18 protein-coding genes are annotated in these 19827 nt (G+C 70.0%); 1 reads left to right on the plus strand and 17 read right to left on the minus strand.

From position 1 onward, the window contains the following. Window positions 1-16 precede the first annotated feature (16 nt). From pstB to glgP, 15 genes are all read right to left on the minus strand, one after another. Window positions 17-763, minus strand: coding sequence for a phosphate ABC transporter ATP-binding protein PstB (gene pstB / locus U7230_RS08445; protein WP_404980654.1), 747 nt, complete (start codon window positions 761-763; stop codon window positions 17-19). 167 nt (window positions 764-930) lie between these two features. Next, complete coding sequence (gene pstA, locus U7230_RS08450) at window positions 931-1836, minus strand: phosphate ABC transporter permease PstA (RefSeq protein ID WP_324715410.1); 906 nt, start codon at window positions 1834-1836, stop codon at window positions 931-933. A gap of 3 nt (window positions 1837-1839) precedes the next feature. Continuing rightward, window positions 1840-2787 (minus strand): phosphate ABC transporter permease subunit PstC, encoded by a 948-nt coding sequence (pstC, locus tag U7230_RS08455; RefSeq protein ID WP_324715411.1) that lies wholly within the window; start codon window positions 2785-2787, stop codon window positions 1840-1842. Window positions 2788-2900: 113 nt separating this feature from the next. Beyond that, on the minus strand, window positions 2901-3977 hold the full coding sequence (gene pstS, locus U7230_RS08460; RefSeq protein ID WP_324715412.1) for a phosphate ABC transporter substrate-binding protein PstS: 1077 nt from the start codon (window positions 3975-3977) through the stop codon (window positions 2901-2903). A 157-nt stretch (window positions 3978-4134) separates the two neighbouring features. Then, window positions 4135-5064 carry a cation diffusion facilitator family transporter gene (locus U7230_RS08465; RefSeq protein ID WP_324715413.1) on the minus strand — a complete coding sequence of 310 codons (930 nt, stop codon included), beginning with the start codon at window positions 5062-5064 and terminating at the stop codon, window positions 4135-4137. 152 nt (window positions 5065-5216) lie between these two features. Then, window positions 5217-5933: a YggS family pyridoxal phosphate-dependent enzyme gene (locus U7230_RS08470; RefSeq protein WP_324715414.1), complete on the minus strand. Its 717-nt coding sequence runs from the start codon at window positions 5931-5933 to the stop codon at window positions 5217-5219. 114 nt (window positions 5934-6047) lie between these two features. Beyond that, window positions 6048-7949 (minus strand): glycoside hydrolase family 13 protein, encoded by a 1902-nt coding sequence (locus U7230_RS08475; protein ID WP_324715415.1) that lies wholly within the window; start codon window positions 7947-7949, stop codon window positions 6048-6050. Window positions 7950-7980: 31 nt separating this feature from the next. Further along, window positions 7981-8838: a sugar ABC transporter permease gene (locus U7230_RS08480; RefSeq protein WP_324715416.1), complete on the minus strand. Its 858-nt coding sequence runs from the start codon at window positions 8836-8838 to the stop codon at window positions 7981-7983. Beyond that, entirely contained in the window at window positions 8831-10426 is a 1596-nt protein-coding gene (gene malF, locus U7230_RS08485; protein ID WP_324715417.1) for a maltose ABC transporter permease MalF, read from the minus strand. The genes U7230_RS08480 and malF overlap by 8 nt, the downstream gene beginning before the upstream one ends. Before the next feature lie 103 nt (window positions 10427-10529). Next, on the minus strand, window positions 10530-11744 hold the full coding sequence (malE, locus tag U7230_RS08490; protein WP_324715418.1) for a maltose/maltodextrin ABC transporter substrate-binding protein MalE: 1215 nt from the start codon (window positions 11742-11744) through the stop codon (window positions 10530-10532). A gap of 79 nt (window positions 11745-11823) precedes the next feature. Continuing rightward, the gene (locus U7230_RS08495; RefSeq protein WP_324715419.1) at window positions 11824-12870 is read right to left on the minus strand and encodes a LacI family DNA-binding transcriptional regulator; all 1047 of its coding nucleotides are present in this window, start codon (window positions 12868-12870) and stop codon (window positions 11824-11826) included. 443 nt (window positions 12871-13313) lie between these two features. Then, complete coding sequence (locus U7230_RS08500; protein ID WP_324715420.1) at window positions 13314-13850, minus strand: thioredoxin family protein; 537 nt, start codon at window positions 13848-13850, stop codon at window positions 13314-13316. A 64-nt stretch (window positions 13851-13914) separates the two neighbouring features. Next, window positions 13915-14241 carry a DF family (seleno)protein gene (locus U7230_RS08505; protein ID WP_324715421.1) on the minus strand — a complete coding sequence of 109 codons (327 nt, stop codon included), beginning with the start codon at window positions 14239-14241 and terminating at the stop codon, window positions 13915-13917. A 49-nt stretch (window positions 14242-14290) separates the two neighbouring features. Further along, window positions 14291-15220, minus strand: coding sequence for a DUF1848 domain-containing protein (locus tag U7230_RS08510; RefSeq protein WP_324715422.1), 930 nt, complete (start codon window positions 15218-15220; stop codon window positions 14291-14293). A gap of 15 nt (window positions 15221-15235) precedes the next feature. Then, window positions 15236-16873 (minus strand): alpha-glucan family phosphorylase, encoded by a 1638-nt coding sequence (gene glgP / locus U7230_RS08515; RefSeq protein ID WP_324715423.1) that lies wholly within the window; start codon window positions 16871-16873, stop codon window positions 15236-15238. A 213-nt stretch (window positions 16874-17086) separates the two neighbouring features. Here glgP and mobA point away from each other — a divergent pair, with 213 nt between their 5' ends. Continuing rightward, a complete protein-coding gene (gene mobA / locus U7230_RS08520; RefSeq protein WP_324715424.1) occupies window positions 17087-17698 on the plus strand; it encodes a molybdenum cofactor guanylyltransferase in 612 nt (203 codons plus the stop codon). Window positions 17699-17750: 52 nt separating this feature from the next. On the opposite strand, the gene U7230_RS08525 is transcribed toward mobA, so the two are convergent. Together U7230_RS08525 and U7230_RS08530 are read right to left on the minus strand one after the other, a co-directional pair. Continuing rightward, entirely contained in the window at window positions 17751-18530 is a 780-nt protein-coding gene (locus tag U7230_RS08525) for an SDR family NAD(P)-dependent oxidoreductase (protein WP_324715425.1), read from the minus strand. A 17-nt stretch (window positions 18531-18547) separates the two neighbouring features. Then, window positions 18548-19825 (minus strand): TRAP transporter large permease, encoded by a 1278-nt coding sequence (locus tag U7230_RS08530; protein ID WP_324715426.1) that lies wholly within the window; start codon window positions 19823-19825, stop codon window positions 18548-18550. Window positions 19826-19827 lie beyond the last annotated feature (2 nt).

Here is a 19827-nt window from a genome sequence, read left to right on the forward strand (position 1 = left end):
GGGCAGGCGGCGGGGATCAACCGAAGCGCCCCGTCACGTACGCCTCGGTGCGTTCGTCCGTGGGGTTGGTGAAGATGTCGTCGGTTGGGCCGTACTCCACCAGTTCGCCCAGGAGCATGAAGGCCGTGTAGTCGCTGACCCGAGCCGCCTGTTGCATGTTGTGGGTCACGATCACGATGGTGTAGGTTCGACGCAGTTCGCCGATGAGCTCCTCGAGTTTGCCCGAGGAGATGGGGTCGAGGGCCGACGTCGGTTCGTCCATGAGCAGCACCTCGGGTTCCACGGCCAGCGCCCGGGCCACGCACAGCCGCTGCTGCTGCCCGCCCGACAGGGCCATGGCGTTGTCGTGGAGGCGGTCTTTCACCTCGTCCCACAGCGCCGCCATCCGCAGGCTGCGCTCGACCACCTCGGCGACGAGCCGGCGGTTGCGAATGCCGACCAGGTGCAGGCCCGCGGCCACGTTGTCGAAGATCGACATGGTCGGGAAGGGATTGGGCTTCTGGAACACCATGCCGACCTTGCGCCGCACCTCCACGGGGTCGACACGGGGATCGTAGATGTTGCGGCCGGCGAGCAGCACCCGCCCGCTCACCCGGGCCCCCGGGAGCACCTCGTGCAGGCGGTTGAAGCAGCGGATGAGGGTCGACTTGCCGCAGCCGGAAGGGCCGATGATGGCCGTGACGGCGCGGGAGCGAATCGGCAGCGTGACCGACCGCAGGGCCTGGGTGCTGCCGTACCAGGCGCTCAGGTTTTCGGCAGCCATGGCGAGCTCCTCGCCGGCCTCGGCCGCCGCCGCGCGCACCTGGGCCCGGGGGCGAGTCAACTCCCTGAGGGGCGCCGACAGCGCCGCCGCCCCGTCCAGCCCGCCATCGGGAGCGGGCCTGCTCGCAAAGGAACGCACCATCCCCGCCACGTCCTTCGACTCCTTCCTCACGACCGCCCACCCCGGCCGGCGGTGCGGGCCGTCGCCAGGCGGGCCAGGATGCTGGTGACGAGCACCATGCCGACCAGCACCAGGGCCGCGCCCCAGGCCTGCCTGTGCCAATCTTCGTACGGCGACTTGGCGTACACGTAAAGTTGCAGCGGCAACGCCGCTACGGGCTCGTTAAACGATCGCGGCCAGAAACGGTTGCCAAGGGCCGTGAACAACAGCGGCGCCGTTTCCCCGGCGACCCGGGCCAGGGCCAGCAGCACACCCGTCACGATACCGGGAAGCGCGCTCGGGATGATGACCGAGAGCACCGTGCGCCACATCGGGACGCCCAGCGCCAACGACGCCTCCCGGATGGAGTGGGGCACGAGGCGGATCATCTCCTCGGTCGTGCGCGTCACGACGGGCAGCATCAGTACCGCCAGGGCGAAGCTGCCGGCCCAACCGGAGAAGTGGCCCGTCGGCCGGACGAGCACCGTGTAGGCGAAGATGCCGACGACGATGGACGGCACCCCGGTCAGCGCGTCGGTGATCGCCCGCACCCACTCCGCCAGCCTGGTGTTGCCGAACTCCGACAAGAACACCCCGGCCAGCACCCCGACCGGCACCGCCATTACCCCGGCGAAGGTCACCAGCTGGACGGTGCCGACGATGGCGTTGGCCATCCCTCCGCCAGGCTCGCCCACGGGCTTCGGCAGCGAGGTGAGAAACTCCCAGTCGATGGCCGAAAGCCCCTGACGGGCGACCCACAGGAGGATGCTCCCGAGCGGGATCACCGCCACGGCGACCGCCGCCATCGACAGGACGACCGAGAGCCGATCCCTCAAGCGACGGCCCCAGCTCACCCCGCCGCGAAGCGCACCGGCCACGGCCGCCATTTCGTGCGTCCCGTCGTAGACCGCCACGGCCTACAGCCTCCCCGACGCGGTGGAGACGCCCCGCGCCACCCGCTGCACCAGCGCCCGGGCCGCCAGGTTGAGCAGGAAGGTCAGCAAGAACAGCATCAGCCCCACTTCGAAAAGCGTGGAAAGGTAGAGGTCGTCCACCGCCTCGGCGAACTCGTTGGCGATCACGCTCGCCATCGTCGCCCCCAGGTCGAAGAGCGATGCGGTCACCTGGGGCCGGTTGCCGATGACCATCGTGACGGCCATCGTCTCTCCCAGCGCCCGGCCGAGGCCCAGGATGACGGCACCCAGGATACCCGCGCGGGCGTAACCCGTCGCCGCCATGCGGATCGCCTCCCACCGCGTGGCGCCCAGCGCCAGGGCCGCCTCGTGCTGGCTGCGAGGCACGGCGGCCAGCACGTCACGGCTGATGGCGGCGATGGTGGGCGTCACCATGATGGCCAGCACCACGCCCGCCGCCAGCATGCCGAGGCCGTAAGGCGGCCCGGAGAAGAGCGGGAAATCTCCGAAGCGCATCCCGAGCGGGAGCTCGACGTAGTCCCGGATCAGGGGCACCAGCACGAACAGCCCCCATAGCCCGTACACGATGCTGGGGATGGCAGCGAGCAGCTCCACGACGAACGACAGGCTCTGGCGAAAGCGAGCCGGGCAATACTCCGCGAGGAATACGGCAATCCCGAAGCTCACGGGCACCGCCAGGGCCAGGGCCACCGCCGAGGTCACGAGCGTGCCGAAGAGGAACGGGAAGCCGCCGAACAAACGCCGCACCGGGTCCCAGTGGGTGTTGACCAGGAACGAGAAGCCGAAGGCGCGGATGGCCGGCCAGGAGGCGAGCAGCAACGAAAGCCCGATGGCCACCACGATCGCGACGATGGTGGCCGCCGACGCCTGGGTCAGCCAGCGAAACAGCCGGTCGCTGAAGCGCCCCTTCGATCCCACGGCCTGTGCCATCCCCCCTCGCCCTCATGCCCACCCGGCATGGCCGCTGCAAGGCGCGGGCCGAGCGGCGAGCAAGCACCGGACCCTGCTCGCCGCTCTCCGCCTCATCCCGTGCCCTTCCTCGTTTACTTCTCGATCAGGGGCTTCCCCTGGTACGTAATCTCGCGCAGCGTGCCCTCCAGCCGCTTCACCACGGCCTCAGGCAGCGGGGCATACTCGAGCGCAGGAGCATACTTCTGCCCGTCGTGCAGCGCCCACCACAGGAAGTCGACCAGCGCCTTGCCCTTCACCGGATCGCTCTGCTCCTTGTAGACCAGGATCCAGGTGAAGGCCGCAATCGGGTAGCTGTCCTTGCCGGCCGCGTCCACCACGAGCACCCGGTAGTCCCTGGGCATCTCGATCCCGGCCGCCGCGTTGCTGGTCGTCTCGAGTGACGGGAGGACATAGTACCCGTCGCGGTTGCGCAGCGCTGCGTACGGCATCTTGTTTTGCAGCGCGTACGCCAGCTCCACGTACCCCACCGCACCCGGGATCTGCCGGACCTGGCCCGCGACGCCGTCGTTCTGCGGAGCGCCCACGCCCACCGGCCAGGAGACCGAGGTGCCGGCGCCAACTTTGGACTGCCACTCCGGGCTCACCTTGGAGAGGTAGCTCGTAAAGATGAACGTCGTGCCGCTGCCGTCGCTGCGGTGCACGACCGACACGGGCAGGTTGGGGAACCTGACGTCAGGGTTGAGGGAGGTGATGCGCGTGTCGTTCCACCGGGTGATCTTGCCGAGGAACAGGTCCGCCACCACGTCCGGCGTCAGCTTGATCGACTTGGTCACGCCGGGGACGTTGTAGGTGATCACCACGGCGCCCATGACCGTCGGAATGTGGACGAGCTCGCCCGGAGCAGCCTTCAACTGCTCATCGGTGAGGAAAGCGTCGCTGCCGCCGAAATCGACGGTCCTCTCGGTGATCTGGCGGATGCCGCCGCCGCTACCGATCGACTGGTAGTTGATCGTGATGTTGGGATGCAGCTTGTGGTACTCGTCGATCCACTTGCTGTAAATCGGGTAAGGGAAGGATGCGCCCGCACCGGTCAGGCTGACGGACTCGGCCGCCGCCGTCCCGACCCCCGCCACGGCCACCAGCAGTGCGGTCAGAGCTACGAAGGCGGACGCCACGTACCGGCGCAGAAAACGAGCGTGCTGCCTCACCCACGGAGCCTCCCTTCGATTTCGCACGAGGACAGGCCTGTCCAACGTCCGCCGTAACTCTCTCCGCCGGCCGTTAATGGCGCATCATCACCGCGTAAAAGGCTGCGTCGAAAACGTTAAGAATGTGCAACGAAGGGGTGAACGGGCCGCAACGGTTTCAGCGGGGGCCCTCCTCCCGGCGGGCCTCCTCCGGTGGCCGGACCCCGCCGTTCGGCCGCGCGCCGTCGGGGGAGGGCTCCACGTGGACCGTGACGTCGAGGAGCTCGGGGACGTCGCGATGGAGCGAGCGCTCCACGGACTCGGCGATGGCGTGACCCTTCACGACGCTGATGGCCGGGTCCACCTTGATGACCAGGTCGGCCAGCACCCGGGTGCCGTGCAACCGGGCACGTAACCGGGAGAGGCTGTGCACGCCCGGGGTGGCCTCGACGGCCTCCCGCATCCGCTGCATGACCGGCTCCGGCGGTGCCGTGTCGACCAGCTCCCGCGTCGCCTGCCAGTAGAGGCGCCCCGCGATGACAAGGATGACGCCCGCCACGATGAGGCCGGCGAGCGGGTCGAGCCACCGCCAGCCCAGGATGGCCCCGACCGCGGCGGCCACGGTCCCGAGGGAATCGAGGGCGTCGGTACGGTGATGCCAGGCGTTGGCCACCAGCGCCTCGCTCTGGAGCCGCCGCCCGGCCGCGAGCGTGTACCAGTACATCCACTCCTTGGCCCCGATGGTCAACAGAGCCACCGCCGGGGCAACCCAGGTCGGCCGCTCCGCTCGCCCGAAGGCCACGAGGGCCCGCCAGCCGATGACGATGCCGATGGCCATGAGCGCCAGCATGAGGACCCGGGTGATCTCCGATTCGACCCGCCGGTGCCCGTACGGGTGATCGGCGTCGGGCGGTCGATCCCCCCAGCGCAGGGCGGCCACGAAACCGAGGGTCGTGCCGATGTCGGTGAGCGACTCGAAGCCGTCGGCGACCACCGCGTAGCTGCGCCCGGCGATGCCCGCCGCGATCTTGACGGCCGACAGTGCCAGGTTGATCACGATGGTGACGAACGCAACCCGGACGCCCTCGGAGACCCGCCGGGAAGTCATGGGCCGCCCCTCCCTTCCCCGCGGTGCAGTCTAACCACGTACGAGGCCGTTAGCCAAGGTGCCCCGCGCAGTTTAGACTCGGCGAAAGCGGAGACGAGACCATCCCGTGCCGGCGCGCCGGCCCCGTGTGCAGGGCTCCGATGTGCGGGCCTTCACGGAGCCCTCGGCCCGAAAATGGCGGTGCCGACGCGCACCAGCGTGGCGCCCTCTTCCACGGCGATGGGGAAGTCGGAGGACATGCCCATGGAAAGTTCCCCGAAAGACGGCCCGGCCGTCCCTTCCTCACGGATGCGGTCCCGCAGCTGCCTCAAGAGGCGAAAGGCCCGCCGTACCGCCTCCTGGTCGGTAGTGTGGGGGCCGATGGTCATGAGCCCGCGGACCTCCAGGGACGGCAGCTTCGCCGCCTCCCGGACGAGCTCCGCCGCCTCTTCCGGGGCCACGCCGTACTTGGTGGGCTCGCCGGAGGTGTTGACCTCGACGAGCACCGCAAGCCGCCGCCCGATGCGCTGCAACTGCCGGTCGAGCTCCGTGGCGAGCTCCAGGCGGTCGAGGGAATGGAGCATCGCAATCACCGGCACCACGTGGCGTACCTTGTTGCGCTGCAGGTGGCCGATCATGTGCCAGCTGACGGCTGCCTCCCCCGCCAGTTCCTGCGTCTTCGGCATCAGCTCCTGCACCCGGTTTTCTCCGAAGATGCGCTGTCCCACCGCGACGGCCTCCCGGATGCGGGCCGCCTGCACGCCCTTGGTGACGGCGACCAGCCGGACGGCAGCAGGGTCTCGCCCGGCTCTTCGGGCGGCAGTCTCGATACTTGCGCGGACGGCCGCCAGGCGGTGCGCCACGGAGGTATCTTGCAGCGGATCGGCCATCGTGCAAGAGCGGCTCCCTTCGTGGGACGGGCCCGGCCTCGACCGCCGGCTGCTCGTGCGGCGGGCGGCACCGTCGCAGCCCTGCCTCAGTATAAGCCTCTCACGGTGAGCGGGTCAGCCGGGTAGGATCGCCAGGAGCAGCCCGCTGCGGGGGCCGACGAGGAGCCTCTCGCCCCCGGCCGCGGCAGGGCCGGATGCCGAGGGCGCAGCGGCACCGCCGGCGGCCAGGCTCGCCGCGACGCGGTGGCCGGGCGGCAGGACGGATCCGGCGGGCACCTCATAGGAGAAGCGCCCCCGGTTGATCACGACCAGGCAGGAAGCCCTGGCCGACTCAGGATGCGCCGCCCCGACCTGCCGCCGCTCCGCACCGGGCGCCGGCGCATCCCGCCAGAACGCCAGGACCTGGGCCGCGTCGTCCAGCAGGGCCAGCCGCACTCCGCCGGTCTTGAGGCACGGGTACGTCCGCCTCCACTGTCCCAGGGCCCGCACCAGCTCCAGCACCCTGAGACCTTCCGGCCCCGGCGACCACTCCATGGGCCGCCGGCAGTCCGGGTCGTCTCCTCCGTCCATGGCTACCTCGTCGCCATAGTAGACCTGGGCCACGCCGGGATAGGCGAACTGAAAGAGTGTCGCAAGCTCCAGGCGCCACGTCTCGCCCCCCGCCAGGCGCCGAAAGCGCGGCGTGTCGTGGCTTCCGAGGAGGTTGACCATGGCCTCGGTGACGGGCGGCGCCGTGCCGAAGCGCAGGGTCTCGAGGCGTTCCCAGAGTCGCGACGGCGCCGTCCGGCCCGTGGCGAAGAAGTCGACGACGGCCCTGCGCCACGGGTAGTTCATCGCGCTGTCCCACTGGTCGCCCCGGAGCCACGGCGTCGCCTGGTGGAAGATTTCCCCGATGAGCAAGACGTCAGGCCGCTCTGCCCGCGCTGCGGCTCGCAGGTCGCGCCACAGGAGGGGCGACACCTCGTTGGCCACGTCGAGCCGGAAGCCGTCGACCCCGGCGTGGCGCATCCAGTGCAGGGCGACGTCGATCAGGTAACGGCGTACCTCCGGGTGGGCCGTGTTGAGCTTGGGCATGCTGGCGACGTCCGTGGCGAAGGTCTCGTACGACGGCGGCGAGGCGGTCACGGGGTAGCGCCTCACGAAAAACCACTCCCGGTACGCCGAGGCCTCGCCCTTCTCGGCCACGTCGCGAAAGGCGAAGAACCGGTCGCCCGAGTGGTTGAAGACGAGGTCGAGCACCACCCGGATCCCGAGCCGGTGGGCCCGGTCCACCATCTCCTGCAGCGTTGCGGCGTCGCCGAAAGCCGGATCGACCGCCAGGTAGTCTTCCGTGTCGTACTTGTGGTTGGACGGCGAGCGAAAGATGGGTGTGAGGTAGACCGCGTCGACGCCCAGCGACGCCAGGTAAGGCAGCTTCTCCGCCACCCCCGCGAGGTCGCCCCCGTAGAAGGGGTGCGATCCCCGGGGCACCGCCGCGCGGTGGGCTTCCCCCGGTGCCGGCCACGGGAGGGTGCCGGGCGGGTCGTTGCCCGGATCGCCGTTGTGGAAACGGTCGACGAAGATCTGGTAGAAAAACGCGCCCCGCGCCCATTCCGGCACCGACGGGGCTTCGACGGCCAGGCGGTGGGGCACCTCGAACGGCCACAGCTCTCCCGGGCAAGCGCCCAGGTCGCTGTGATCGCCCGCCCACACGAGCCCGGTGCGGCCGGTTTGCCGGGTGGGGACGATCCAGAAGAGGTACTTGTAGCGCCCCGTCGGCACGGAGAGCTCCGCCTCCCAGTAGTCCCACTGCCGATCCTGCCCGGCGAGCCGGCACAGCACCTGCGCCTCCCCCGCCTGCTCGCCCGCAGGTACGTGCGGCTCCCCGCGGTAGCGCTCCGCGAACCACACGCCCACCTCCCGAGCGCCGCCCCGGGAGGTGCGGGCCACGACGCGCAGGCGCTTCCCGCCGCCGTCCACGAAAGCCACCATGGGCCACTCGGCCCGGTGGTCAAAGACGAGGTCGTCCACGCTCACGGCTCCTCACCGCCGCCCCGGCGCCGGGCCTTCACGCTTTGACGGCGCCCTGGGTCAACCCCGATACGAACTGGTTGCGCAGCAAGTAGAAGATGACGGAGATCGGCAGGGCCCCGACGATCGACGCCGCAGCGAACACGCCCCACCGGGTGGAGTATTGCCCCGAGATGAAGATGCGCAGCCCCACGGCAAACGTGAGCGCCGTCCGCTCCTTGAGCAGGATGCTCGCCAGCAGGAAGTCCGAGTACGTGCCGATGAAGGCGAGCAGGAAGATGACGGCCAGCACCGGCCTCGCCAGGGGCAGGATGATGTGCAAGAACGCCTGGAAGGCGGAGGCGCCGTCCATCATGGCCGACTCCTCCAGCGAGTGGGGGATGGTGTCGAAGTACCCTTTCATCAGATAGGTGTTGAACCCGAGCGCCCCGCCCAGGTAGACCAGGATGAGGCCACCGTGGGTGTTGATCCCGAGCGACGGCACGTATTGCCCGATGGCGAGCAGCATGAGGTAGATGGCCACCATGGCCAGCATCTGCGGGAACATCTGCACGATGAGCAGTGCCAGAAGCCCCGTCCGGCGCCCGCGGAAGCGGAACCGGGAGAACGCGTACGCCGCCAGTGCCGCCATGGCCACCGTCAGGACGGCGGAGACCCCGGAGACCTTGATGCTGTTCCACAGCCACAACCCGAAGGGGTGCGCGGGGTTAGTGAACAGCTCCCGGTAGTGTTCCAGCGTGGGGTTGGGAGGAATGAGCCGCTGCCCGACCAGGGTGTCGGCAGGGTTCAAGGAGGCGGAGACGATCCACGCCACCGGGAAGAGCGCGAACCCGATCGCGAGCCACACGCGGGCCTGGCGCCACAGCTGGCCCGCCCATCCGTAGCGGCTATACATTCTCGCTCATCTTCTCGAACACGCCCGTCATCCGGAAGTTGATGGCGCTCAAGATGGCCACCACGAGGAAAATCACGATGGAGATTGCCGAGGCGAACCCGAACTGCGTGCCCTGCCCGCCCTGGAAGGCCAGCCGGTAAGTGTAAGAGATCAAGATGTCCGTGTGCCCGGCCGGGGTCTGGGCCCCCACCATGGGCGGCCCCCCACCCGTCACCAGGAAGATGACGTTGAAGTTGTTGAAGTTGAAGGCAAACGAGCCCACGAGCAGCGGCGAGACGGCGATCATCAAGAGCGGCAGGGTCACGCTCCGGAAGACGTCCCACGGCCGGGCGCCGTCCACCAGGGCCGCCTCGTAAAGCTCCGACGGGATGCTTTGCAGCGCCCCCAGCGTGATGATCATCATGTACGGGTACCCCAGCCACAAGTTGACCAGGAACAGCGCCACCCGGGCCCAGAAGGGGTTCTGGAGCCACGGAATGGGCCCTGCCCCCAGCGCCCGGACGAAGTCGTTGATCACGCCGACTTCGGTGTTGAGCAGTCCCACCCACATGAGTGCCGAGATGAAGGCCGGGACCGAGTAGGGGAGGATCAACACGCTGCGGTACAAGTTGCGCAACTTGAGCCGGGGGTCGTTGAGCAGCACGGCCAGCCCTAGCCCGGCGCTGAACTGCAAGAGCACCGTGAGGGCCGCCCATGCGAAGGTCCAGACGAACACCCGCAGGAACGGCCGGGAGATGGCCGGGTCGGTGACCATCCGCACGAAGTTGTCCAGCCCGACGTAGGTAACGAACCCCGGCTCCAGCCTCTGGCCGTCCTCGCCGGTGAAGTACCCCTCGACGGGCCGGTAGGTGGTGCCCGTCCGCGTATCGGTCAGCGTATCCGAGGCCGGGTCGTACCGGTAAGCGTGGCGCGCCTCGCCGAGCTCCCGCAGGCTCATCATCCGCAGGATCCGGTCTCCCCACTCCCACCGCATCTGCCGGAGCTCGGCCAACCTCCGGGCGAGCTGGGCCACCGCCAGCGCCTGCCGGGACCCCATGCGGTCGGGCAGCCCGTCTCCGTCCTCGTCGACCAGGCCGTCGGCCGCCGGGTCAGCCGGCCGTACCTTGCCCCCCTCCAGGACAGCCCACCGGCCCGGGCTCTCCTCCATCACGAGCGTCAGCGTGCCTCCCGGTGCCTGGAAGGCGGCGAACCGGAAGCGGGAGGCGTCTTCCGGCTCGTAGGTCATGGTCTCGAACTGCCGGATGACCTGTTCCTTGCTCAGCATGTGGCCGGTACCGTAGTCGGTGAAGGCCACCGCCACCGTGTAGCCGATGGGGTAGATCACCAGCAGCGCGAAGAAGACGAAGCCCGGCCAGATGTAGCGCATCGGGTAGGCCCTTGGGCTGGTGAAGATCCACGTGGTCGCCACGAGCCCTGCCACCATGGCGACCGCCGGCCACACCCGCCCATCGGCCCAAAGGCGCGCCGCCGCCCATGCCCCCAGGGCATCCAGGGTGCCCAGGGCGAGCACCTTCAGCCATAGCACGCCCGCAAGGGCCGGCCCGCCCCGTGGTGCCGGCGCGGCCGGCGTCATCGCTCCTGTTCTCAAGCCCCTCATCCCCGTCGGATCGCGGACCCGGGGCCGCCGGGCCCGGGGCTGCCCGGGCGGCCGGCGGCTCTTCCCCGCTCCGGATGGCTTACCTCAACGCACGTCACTTGGCCTGTGCGATGGTGTCACGGATTTGCCGGGCCGCGTCCTTCATCGCCGAAGCCGGGTCCTGTTCGCCGTTGACGATCAAGGTCAGCTTGTCCTGCAAGGCGCCCCACACGGCTGCCATCTCGGGAATGTTGGGCATCGGGATGCCGTCTGCGGCGCTGGCGCCGAAAGCGGCGACGTCAGCGTTGGAAGCGACCTCCTGGAACGCCGCCTTGAGCGCCGGGATGCGAGGATCCACCTTCCAGATGGCCAGCTGGCCTTCCTTGGTCATGATGAACTTCTGCAGGAACTCCATCGCCAGGATCTTGTTGGGGCTGAACTTGTTGACCATGAACCCCTGGGCTCCCACGAACGGCCGGGCCACGCGCCCGTTGAAGGTCGGGATCTTGGCCACGCCGTACTTGATGCCGGCCTTCTTGACGTTGTCGATCTCCCACGGGCCGGTCATGATCATGCCGACCTGGCCCTGGAGGAACAGCCCCTCCATGGTCTGGTAGTCCGTCCCCTTCGGGACGAGCCCCTCGACGGCCAGCCTCTGGATGAGCCGCGCGCCCGCGATGGCGCCTTCGTTGTCGAGCCCGATGTCCTTCGGGTCGAAGCCCTGCCCGGTGAACTTGAAGATGTACCCACCGTTGGCCGACAGCAGCGGGAAGCTGTGGTACGCGTCGTTGTTGGGGTACAGGAACCCGTAGCGTTTCTTGTTGCGGTCGGTGAGCTTGCGGGCAACGGTCAGGAGCTCGTCGAACGTCTTGGGAGGCGTCGGGACCAGCGCCTTGTTGTAGATGAGCGCGACCGCCTCGATGGCGTACGGCACGCCGTACAGCTTACCACCGTACGTGAAACCCTGCAGCCCCACCGGCGTGAAGGCGTCTCGTTGTGCGGCGCTCATCTCGATGGGCTCCACCAGGCCGTTTCGAGCGAACTCCCCCACCCAGTCGTGCGCGCCCACGATGAGGTCCGGACCCTCGCCCGTCGGCGCCGACACGCTGAAGTTGGATCGGATGTCGCCGAAGCCCATCTCGGTCACTTCGACCTTGATCCCGTACTCCTTCTCGAACTGCTGGGCCATGGGGAGCAGGGCGGGTACCTGCGCCTCGCTCGCCCAGATCACGAGCTTGTCTGTGGCCGCCAGCGCTCCTGCGGCGGCCGCCGTCACCACGGCCACCGCCACCACGGTAGCCAGCACCAACCCGCCGATTACGCGTCGCATCGGGCCACTCCATCTCCTTCCATCGTCGAGCCTGCGCTCTCCCGTTCCCGGCCTTCTTCCTTCTTCCGACGCCTTGCGTTCATGGGCCCGCCGGACCCGTCGAACCCCGCACCACCAGCTGCACCGGCAGGATGACGTGACGCACGGGCGGCAGCCTCCCGCTGAGGCGTTCGATGAGCTGGCGCGCAGCCGCCTCGCCCAGCTCCCGGGCCGGGATCCGCACGGTGGTGAGCGGCGGGCTCAACAATTGGGCCATCGGATCGTCATTGAAGCCGATGACGGACACGTCCTCCGGGACGCGCAAATCCAGCTCCCTGGCAGCTCGCATGGCTCCCGCAGCCAGGACGTCGTCCATGGCCACGATGGCCGTAGGGCGATCGTGCGATTGCAGGAGCGTGCGGCCGCTCCGATACCCCTCCTCCCAGCTGAACTCCCCGAACTGCATCCACTCCGCCCGTACCTCGAGTCCCAGTTCCTGGAGCGTCAGACGGAACCCCTCGAGCCGGTCCTGGGTAACGGTCAGTTCCCGCCGCCCGCCGATGAGGCCGATGCGGCGGTGACCGAGCTCCGCCAGGTACCCAACGGCCAGAGCGGCGGCCTGGACGTTGTCGTTGTTGACCCAGTACACGGCCAGGTTGGCGTCGACGCGGCCCAGCACCACGAACGGGAACCGCTGGCGCACCAGTTCGTCGATGAGGGGATCGGGGTTGCGGGATGCGAGCAAGACCGCCCCGTCCGCACGGCGTTCCCGCAGCATGGCGAGGCACTGCTCGGCCTCCGCCTCGTACGTGTCGGCGGTGGTGACGAGCAGGCTGTAGCCCTCGGCCTGCGCGACCCGGGCCACCCCTCGCAGCGCCTCGGCAAAGAAGGGATGCGAGAAGGCCTGGTCGGCCGGACGGTACAGCACGACACCGAGCGTGCGTGACGAGCGGGTCACCAGGCTGCGGGCGATGGCGTTGGGATGGTAACCCAGGCGCTCCATGGCCTCCTGCACCCGGGCCCGGGTCGCGGCGCTGATGCGGGGGTTGCCCGCCAGCGCCCGGGACACCGTCGAGGGTGACACCCGGGCGGCCCTCGCCACCTCCCGCAGGGTGACCCTGCGCCCGCCGCCGTTCACGCTTGCCATCGCCGTTGCGTCACGCTCCGCCCCGCTTCAGCGTCCGTAAACCATGGGGACGACCGCCAGGCGCTTCTCCCGGACGCACCCCGTTCCTTTCCCTCGTTGACGCGCCCTGTCCCGTACGTGCCGGGGTTAGCGCAAACGCTTGCCCTAAGCGCCCTTACTCCCTCCCGGGACGGTCCGCGCGCACGGGGCCGCCCTCTACCGGGCGCCGGGCCTAACAGTCCGGGCCTCGCCGGGCGCTCTGCGCCTGCCTGCCGGCATCCCGTGCCAGAGCGCCTGTACGCGCTCACGGTGGGCAGGGCATCTGGCTCGGGCGGACTCCCGGTGCAACCTCCCCACCAGGATAGCCCGCCGGAGCGATTTCTTGAGCCATCGTTTGCACAGCCCGACTTCGACCCCGCACCATCCAACTCCTGCTTGCGTCGACCGGTTTCAGGAAGTGCTGGTCACCGGCGCCACTTGATGGTGCAGCCTTGCGGCTCGGTCTCGCCCACCGCCGGCTCCCGCCCGGCGAGCAGCGCCTCGATGGCGTCTCGCAGGTAGTGGTGGCGCACCGCCGCCGGGTCCTCGTAGTTGTCGTCGGGGCGCCCGTGGTAGCGCAGCCGCCGCTCCCGATCGAAGAGGAAGACCTCCGGCGTGCGGCTCGCCCCGTACGCCCTGGCCACCTGCTGGGTCTCGTCCCACAGGTAGGGCGCCGGGTACTGCTTTTCCTGCGCGCGCCGCTGCATGGCCGGGAAGTCGTCGTCCGGATACTGCTTGGGGTCGTTGGCGCTCACGAGCAGCAACTGCACGCCCTGCCCCGCGTACCGCCGCTGCAGCTGCAGCACCCGATCTTCCCACGCCTGCACGTACGGGCAATGGTTGCACCAGAAGATGACCGCGAGCACCGGCTTGTCCCGGTACGAGGCCGTGGAGTGCTTGCGCCCGTCGACGCCCTGCAGTTCGAAGGGGATGAGGCTTTCGCCGAGCTTCAGGGTTGCCACGATCGATCAGGCTCCTTCCTGCTGTCGCTCCGTCTGCCTTTCCTCGCCTGTTGCCGCTGCGCGCTCAGGCTCGGGGCTCTTGCCATGCCCGGCGCAGCGCCTCGCGGATCATGCCTTTGGTGGGCAGGGGCGAGATGCGGCCGTCCACGCGGTAGGCGCGGCAGGTGAGCGCGCTGCCCGCACGCTCCGCCCCTTCCGGCTGGATGTCGACCCCGTCGAAGCGGATGGTCGGCGACCCTGGGAAGCGGAGGGCCTCCGCTTGCTCGTCGGTGTCGACCCGGATGATCTCCACCGGGTCGCGCACTCCCTCCTCGGCGAGCACTTCCCGGAGGCGTCGCAGCGCCTCGTCGTGCGAGGGGCACTCTTCCCAGTACAAAAACTCGATGCGCAAAGCGCGCCCCCTCCTGTTGGACAGCCCGCTCCCGCTCCGGGCCGGCCGGCTACGCGGCCCCGCGGCTTGCGGCGGGCCTCGCCAGCATGGTATCCGCCGGCCGGTGCGCGCGGAAGCGGGCGAGCGCCGCGGCCTGGCTTCGCGTGGCGTAGCAGTACGCGCATCCAAACAGGCACGTGTCGTAGGCGCCGACGTCCACCGACCGCGCGCACCCGCACTGCGCCCGGCTGGGCCCCGGCTCGAGGTGCAGCTCTTCGCCCGGACGAAGCGCCGCGACGAGCTCCGGGTCGACGCAGCGGGCCTTCGCGACCCTGGCCTCGCCCCTCCCCGCTCCCACCAGGGCATCGTCGCAGCACGCCTGAAGGCTCATCCCGTACGCCCACGCGATCGCGGCCAGGTCGGCCGCCAGCTCTCGCCTGCGTTGTGCCGGCCAGCCGGGACTCAAGCCCGGCATGACCTGCCCGAGGCGCCTCGCGGTCTTGGCGTACAGGCTCACGAAGGAAACGGTGCACCGCCGGGTGGCCCCGGCGAGCTGCCGGGCCAGAGCCTCGAACTGCCTCAGGTGATAGCCGGCGTCGAGGCTGTCCCCGCCGAGCTTCCCGACCACGATGGGGTCGTAGCGCCACAGCACCCGCTCCGGCCCGATGCGATCGGCGAGGGCGCGAAAGGCACGCACCGCGGCGCCGGCCGGCGGGCTGTGCGGCTCGATGGCCCGGGGATAGCCGTTGACGGTGACGTGGAAATAGAAGCGGTAGCCCCGCCCCTCGAGCTCGTGCAGGTACGGTATCAGCGGCCCGGGGTGCCGGGTCCAGAAGACGATGGCCAGCACGTCCTCGGGCCGGAGCGACGCCCGTCGCACTCCCCCGCCGAACGGGTGCACCCACTCCACCCACCCGGCCCGCACCCGCTCCATCCACCACCGGGCGTAAAAGGCCGGGATGTCCGTCCGCCGGCTGGCGCCGACAATGGCCCGGGCCACGCCTGCCCCACCACCTCACCCTCGAGCCGCTCCGTACATCTCCTGATCGTAGCGGTCGAGCACTCGCTCGGCCGAGAAGCGTTCCATGACGTCGGCGATGCTCTGGCGCATCATCTGCGTCCAGCGGGAGCGGTCTTGTTCGTAAGCGGGAAGGATGTCGCCGAGCAAGGTCTCGTACAGCGACCCCGCGTCGTGTGCGTCGGCGCCGGGGCCCTCGTAGCCGTCGCCGATCTGCCAGCCGTTCTCGCCCTCGCGGAAAGCCTCGGGCCACCAGCCGTCGAGCACGCTGAAGTTGAGCACGCCGTTGATGGCGGCCTTCATGCCGGAGGTGCCGCACGCCTCGAGGGGGCGGCGGGGGTTGTTGAGCCACACGTCGGCGCCCCGGGTGACCATGCGGGCCACCTCCATGTCGTAATCGGGCACGAAGACCACGCTCTTCGGGAACCGCCGCGCCATGCCCACCAGGGTTTCCACGATCTCCTTGCCCCGATCGTCGAGGGGGTGGGCCTTGCCCGAGAAGAGGATCTGGATGCGCCCGGATTCGAGGTACGGCCCGATTCGCTCCGGTTCCTGGAAAATCAAGGTGGCCCGCTTGTACGGAGCCGCCCGCCGGGTGAAGCCCAGCAGCAGGTGATCCTCCGCGAGCTGCACGCCGGTGCGGCACTTCACCCACGCGAGGAGCTCCCGTTTGAGCGCCTGGTGGACGGGCCAGAGGTCGTCGCCGGCCGCATACGCCCGGGCGATGCGGGGGTCCTGCCACGTCGGCACGTGTACCCCGTTGGTGATGGCCTGGATGGGCGGCGCCCCCGTCACGTCGGCCCACATCTGGCGGGCCGTGCGCCCGTGGAGCTCCGAGACGCCGTTAGCCGCCCGGGACAGCCGCAGCGCGGCCACCGTCATGTGGAACGGGTCGCCCCCGATGCGGATCATCTGCCGCCGGTTGAGCCCGTTGAACGCCCCCATGTACTCGAGCAGGGCCAGCGGGTGTTCCTCGTTGCCCTCCTTGACAGGCGTGTGGGTGGTGAAGACGATGCGCCGGCGGGCCGCCTGCCACGCCTGCTCGAAGGTCATGCCCGTCTCCATGCCCTGGCGGATGAGCTCGATCCCGGCGAGTACCGCGTGGCCCTCGTTGAAGTGGTAGATCTCGGGCTCGAGCCCCAGGGCCTGCAGCGCCCGCACCCCGCCGATGCCCAGCACCATCTCCTGGGCGACGCGCTCCTCGGCGAACCACCCGTACAGCTGCCCCGTGATCCAGCGGTCCGCGTTGGCCGGTACGTTGGTGTCGAGCAGCAGCAGGGGTGCGTGGGGAGGGCTGCCCGCAGGCTGGTCTTCGGGAAGGCGCCACACCTTGACGCGGACGGGCCGTCCGCGGATGGCGACCGTCACTTCGACCCCGGCCTCCTCGAGGTACTCCTTGATGGCGTCGTGGCGCGGGTAGGCGTCCACCACCCGGCCCCCGGCGTCGATCTGCTGCTCGACGTACCCCTGCCTCCACAGGATGCCGACGCCGACCATCGGGAAGCCCACGTCGTGGGCCGCTTTCAAGAGGTCGCCGGCGAGGATGCCGAGCCCGCCCGCATACAGGGGCAGGCGCTCGTCCAGCCCGTACTCCATGCAAAGGTACGCGACCCGGGGCGGTCTCGCCTCCGCCATCGTGGCGTCACCCTTCCCAGGATTTGCGGCCGCTGCGCTCGTCATCCGTGGGGGTCGCCGGCCGTGGCCGGGCCTTCCCGCCGCCAGTTTACCGGCCGAGCGCCGGGGCGGCAAGGCACGGGCATACGAGGCCCGCCGTGTCAGGCAGAGCATCGCCCGCAGCGCGCGCCAGCCGGCATCCAGCGCCTCGATCTTCGGATGTACAATGGCGTCATGGCACCTGCTGTCATCGTGCTGGCCGGCGGGCAGAGCCGCCGGATGGGCACCGACAAGGCGCTCGTCGACTTTCACGGAGAGCCCCTCGTCCGGCGAATCGCCGCGCGCCTGGCGCCGGTCTCGGGCCGGCTCCTGGCCGTGGCACCGGCCGCTCGTTTCCGACCGCTGGCCGAGGCGCTGCAGGGCATCCCGGGCGTCGAGCTCGTGGCCGACGTCCACGAGGGGCAGGGGCCGTTGAGCGGGCTCCATGCCGGGCTCGCCGCCGCAGGGCGGGGCTACCACTTCGTCGTCTCCTGCGACCAGCCGTTCGTGGAGGCGGCTTTCGCCCGCTTCCTGGTGGAGCGCGCCGCCGCGTCGAAGGCCGACGCCGCGGTGCCCGGGTGGGCCGGGCGCCTCGAGGTGCTGCACGCCGCCTACGCCGGTCCGGTCGCCGCACGGGCAGAGCAGCTCCTCCTGTCCGGCCGCGGCGCCAGCCTGCGGGCGCTCCTGGAGGGCCTGCAGGTCGTGACGGTTGCGGAAGCAGACATCCGGGCCTTTGGTGACCCAGAGCGCCTCTTCTTCAACGTCAACACCCCGCAGGCGCTGGAGCAGGCCCGCCGGATGGGGTGAGGCGGGCTCCCACCGATACGGCGCGTGCCGCAGAGGGGTTCGGTGGCGCTGGTCAGATCCCCCGGCCCCCGTCGACGCCGAGGCATTCGCCCGTGACGAAGGAGGCGTCGTCGCTCGCCAGAAACAGCGCGGCCCGGGCGATCTCGTCCGGCTGGGCCAGCCGCCCGAGCGGCACGCTCTCGACGAACCGCTGGCGCCCTTCCTCTGGAGAGAGCCCCGGTACGAACCGCGGCAGCATGGGCGTGTCGGTGGGCCCCGGCAGCAAGGCGTTGACCCGCACGCCGAACGGGGCGAGCTCCAGGGCCAGCGACCGCGTGAGCATGATCACCCCGCCCTTGGCGGCGCAGTACGCGCTCAGCCCCGGCCTCGCACGCACCCCGGCGATGGAGGCGACGTTGACGATGCTCCCGCGGCGCCGGGCTTTCATGACGGGCACCACCGCCCGGCACACGTAGAAGGTGCCCGTGAGGTTGACGTCGATGACGCGCCGCCACGTCTCGTCGCTGATGGACTCGAGCGGGGTGCCGGGCATGGCTGTCCCGGCGAAGTGCACCACCGCGTCCAGAGTGCCCCACTGCTCCAACGCCCGGTGAACGGCGTCCTCCACCGCCTCCGGCTGCATCACGTCGACCCGCACGAAAAGCGCCTTGCCACCGGCACCGCGGATCGCCTCGGCTACGCTCTCCCCGCCCGGCTGCACGTCGCAGGCGACGACGGCCGCCCCTTCCCCGGCGAACAGCCGGGCGGCGGCTTCTCCCATCCCCGAGGCCGCCCCCGTGATGAGCGCCACCTTGCTGTCCAGGCGTCCACCACTGCGGCGATAGGTCGCCACGGGCCCCCTCTCTCCTTTCAGCCCCCTCGGGCGAGCGACGGCAGCCACAGCGACAGCGCCGGCACGTACGTCACGAGCAGGAGCACCACCAGCGACGCCACCAGGAACGGTACCATGGCCTTCGCCATCGACCCGAGCGGCACCCGGCTGATGGCCGACACGACGAAGATGGACGCTCCCACGGGCGGCGTGACGAGGCCGATGACCAGGTTGAGCACCATGATGACCCCGAAATGCACCGGATCCACCCCGATCCGTTGCACGAGCGGCATGAGCACGGGCACGAGCAGCACCAGCGCCGGCGCCGGCTCCAGGGGGATGCCGACGAGCAGGAGCGCCACGTTGACGAGCAGCAGCACCACCCACGGGGGCACGTCCATGCCCGCGACCGCCATGGCCAGCCTCTGCGGGATCTGGTCCCGGGCCAGGATCCACGCCAGGATCTCAGTCGTGGCCAGCATCAGCATGACGATGCCGGTCGTAAGCGCGGCTTCCGCCAGCGCCTGCCCGATCCGGGCCAGGGTCAGCTCCCGGTGGACGAAGGCCCCGACCAGCAGCGCCCAGGCCACCGCTGCAGCCGCCGCCTCTGTCGGCGTGAACACCCCCCCGAGGATGCCGCCGAGAATCAAGACGGGCATGAAAGCGGCCCAGATCGCCCCCCGAAGCGCCCGCAGGATCTCGGAAAGGTTGCCCTTGCGCCCGGCCACGAGCCCTTCCCGGCGGGCCACCCACGCGGCCGTCGCCATCTGGGCGGCCGCCAGCAGCAGCCCCGGCACCGCCCCGGCCAGGAAGAGCCGGGCGATGGAGACCTCGGCCTGCACGCCGTAGAGGATCATCGGGATGCTGGGCGGGACGATGGGACCGATGAGCGAAGCCGCCGCCGTCACCGCGGCAGCCAGCTCCCGGCGGTAACCTGCCCGCTCCATGGCGGGGATGAGGATCGAGCCGACGGCGGATGCGTCCGCGGCGGCCGACCCCGAGATGCCCGAGAAGAAGACGTTGGAGAGGATGTTGACGTGGTTGAGCCCTCCCCGCAGCCGGCCCACCAGCGCTTCGGCGAGCGCCACGAGCCGCTCGCTCAAACCCCCGGCGTTCATGAGCGCGCCTGCCAGGATGAAGAGGGGGATGGCCATCAACTGAAACGAGTCCTGGGCCGCGAACATACGCTGCACGGCGAGCGCCAGCGGAAGCCCTCCCGCTTGCAGCCCCGCCAGTGCCGCCAGCCCGATGACGAACGGGATCGGGAGCCCGGCGAGCAGCAGGACGAGGGCGACGACCCCTGCCGTCCCGCTCATGG

Origin of the sequence: Limnochorda sp. L945t (assembly GCF_035593305.1) — a bacterium.
GTDB lineage: Bacteria > Bacillota > Limnochordia > Limnochordales > Geochordaceae > Carboxydichorda > Carboxydichorda subterranea.

Bases quoted from the DNA above. Each gene is read 5' to 3' on its own strand.
- pstB (WP_404980654.1), bottom strand. From the start codon at position 763: ATGGCTGCCGAAAACCTGAGCGCCTGGTACGGCAGCACCCAGGCCCTG.
- pstC (WP_324715411.1), bottom strand. From the start codon at position 2,787: ATGGCACAGGCCGTGGGATCGAAGGGGCGCTTCAGCGACCGGCTGTTT.
- U7230_RS08465 (WP_324715413.1), bottom strand. From the start codon at position 5,064: ATGACTTCCCGGCGGGTCTCCGAGGGCGTCCGGGTTGCGTTCGTCACC.
- U7230_RS08470 (WP_324715414.1), bottom strand. From the start codon at position 5,933: ATGGCCGATCCGCTGCAAGATACCTCCGTGGCGCACCGCCTGGCGGCC.
- U7230_RS08480 (WP_324715416.1), bottom strand. From the start codon at position 8,838: ATGTATAGCCGCTACGGATGGGCGGGCCAGCTGTGGCGCCAGGCCCGC.
- malE (WP_324715418.1), bottom strand. From the start codon at position 11,744: ATGCGACGCGTAATCGGCGGGTTGGTGCTGGCTACCGTGGTGGCGGTG.
- U7230_RS08495 (WP_324715419.1), bottom strand. From the start codon at position 12,870: ATGGCAAGCGTGAACGGCGGCGGGCGCAGGGTCACCCTGCGGGAGGTG.
- glgP (WP_324715423.1), bottom strand. From the start codon at position 16,873: ATGGCGGAGGCGAGACCGCCCCGGGTCGCGTACCTTTGCATGGAGTAC.
- mobA (WP_324715424.1), top strand. From the start codon at position 17,087: ATGGCACCTGCTGTCATCGTGCTGGCCGGCGGGCAGAGCCGCCGGATG.
- U7230_RS08530 (WP_324715426.1), bottom strand. From the start codon at position 19,825: ATGAGCGGGACGGCAGGGGTCGTCGCCCTCGTCCTGCTGCTCGCCGGG.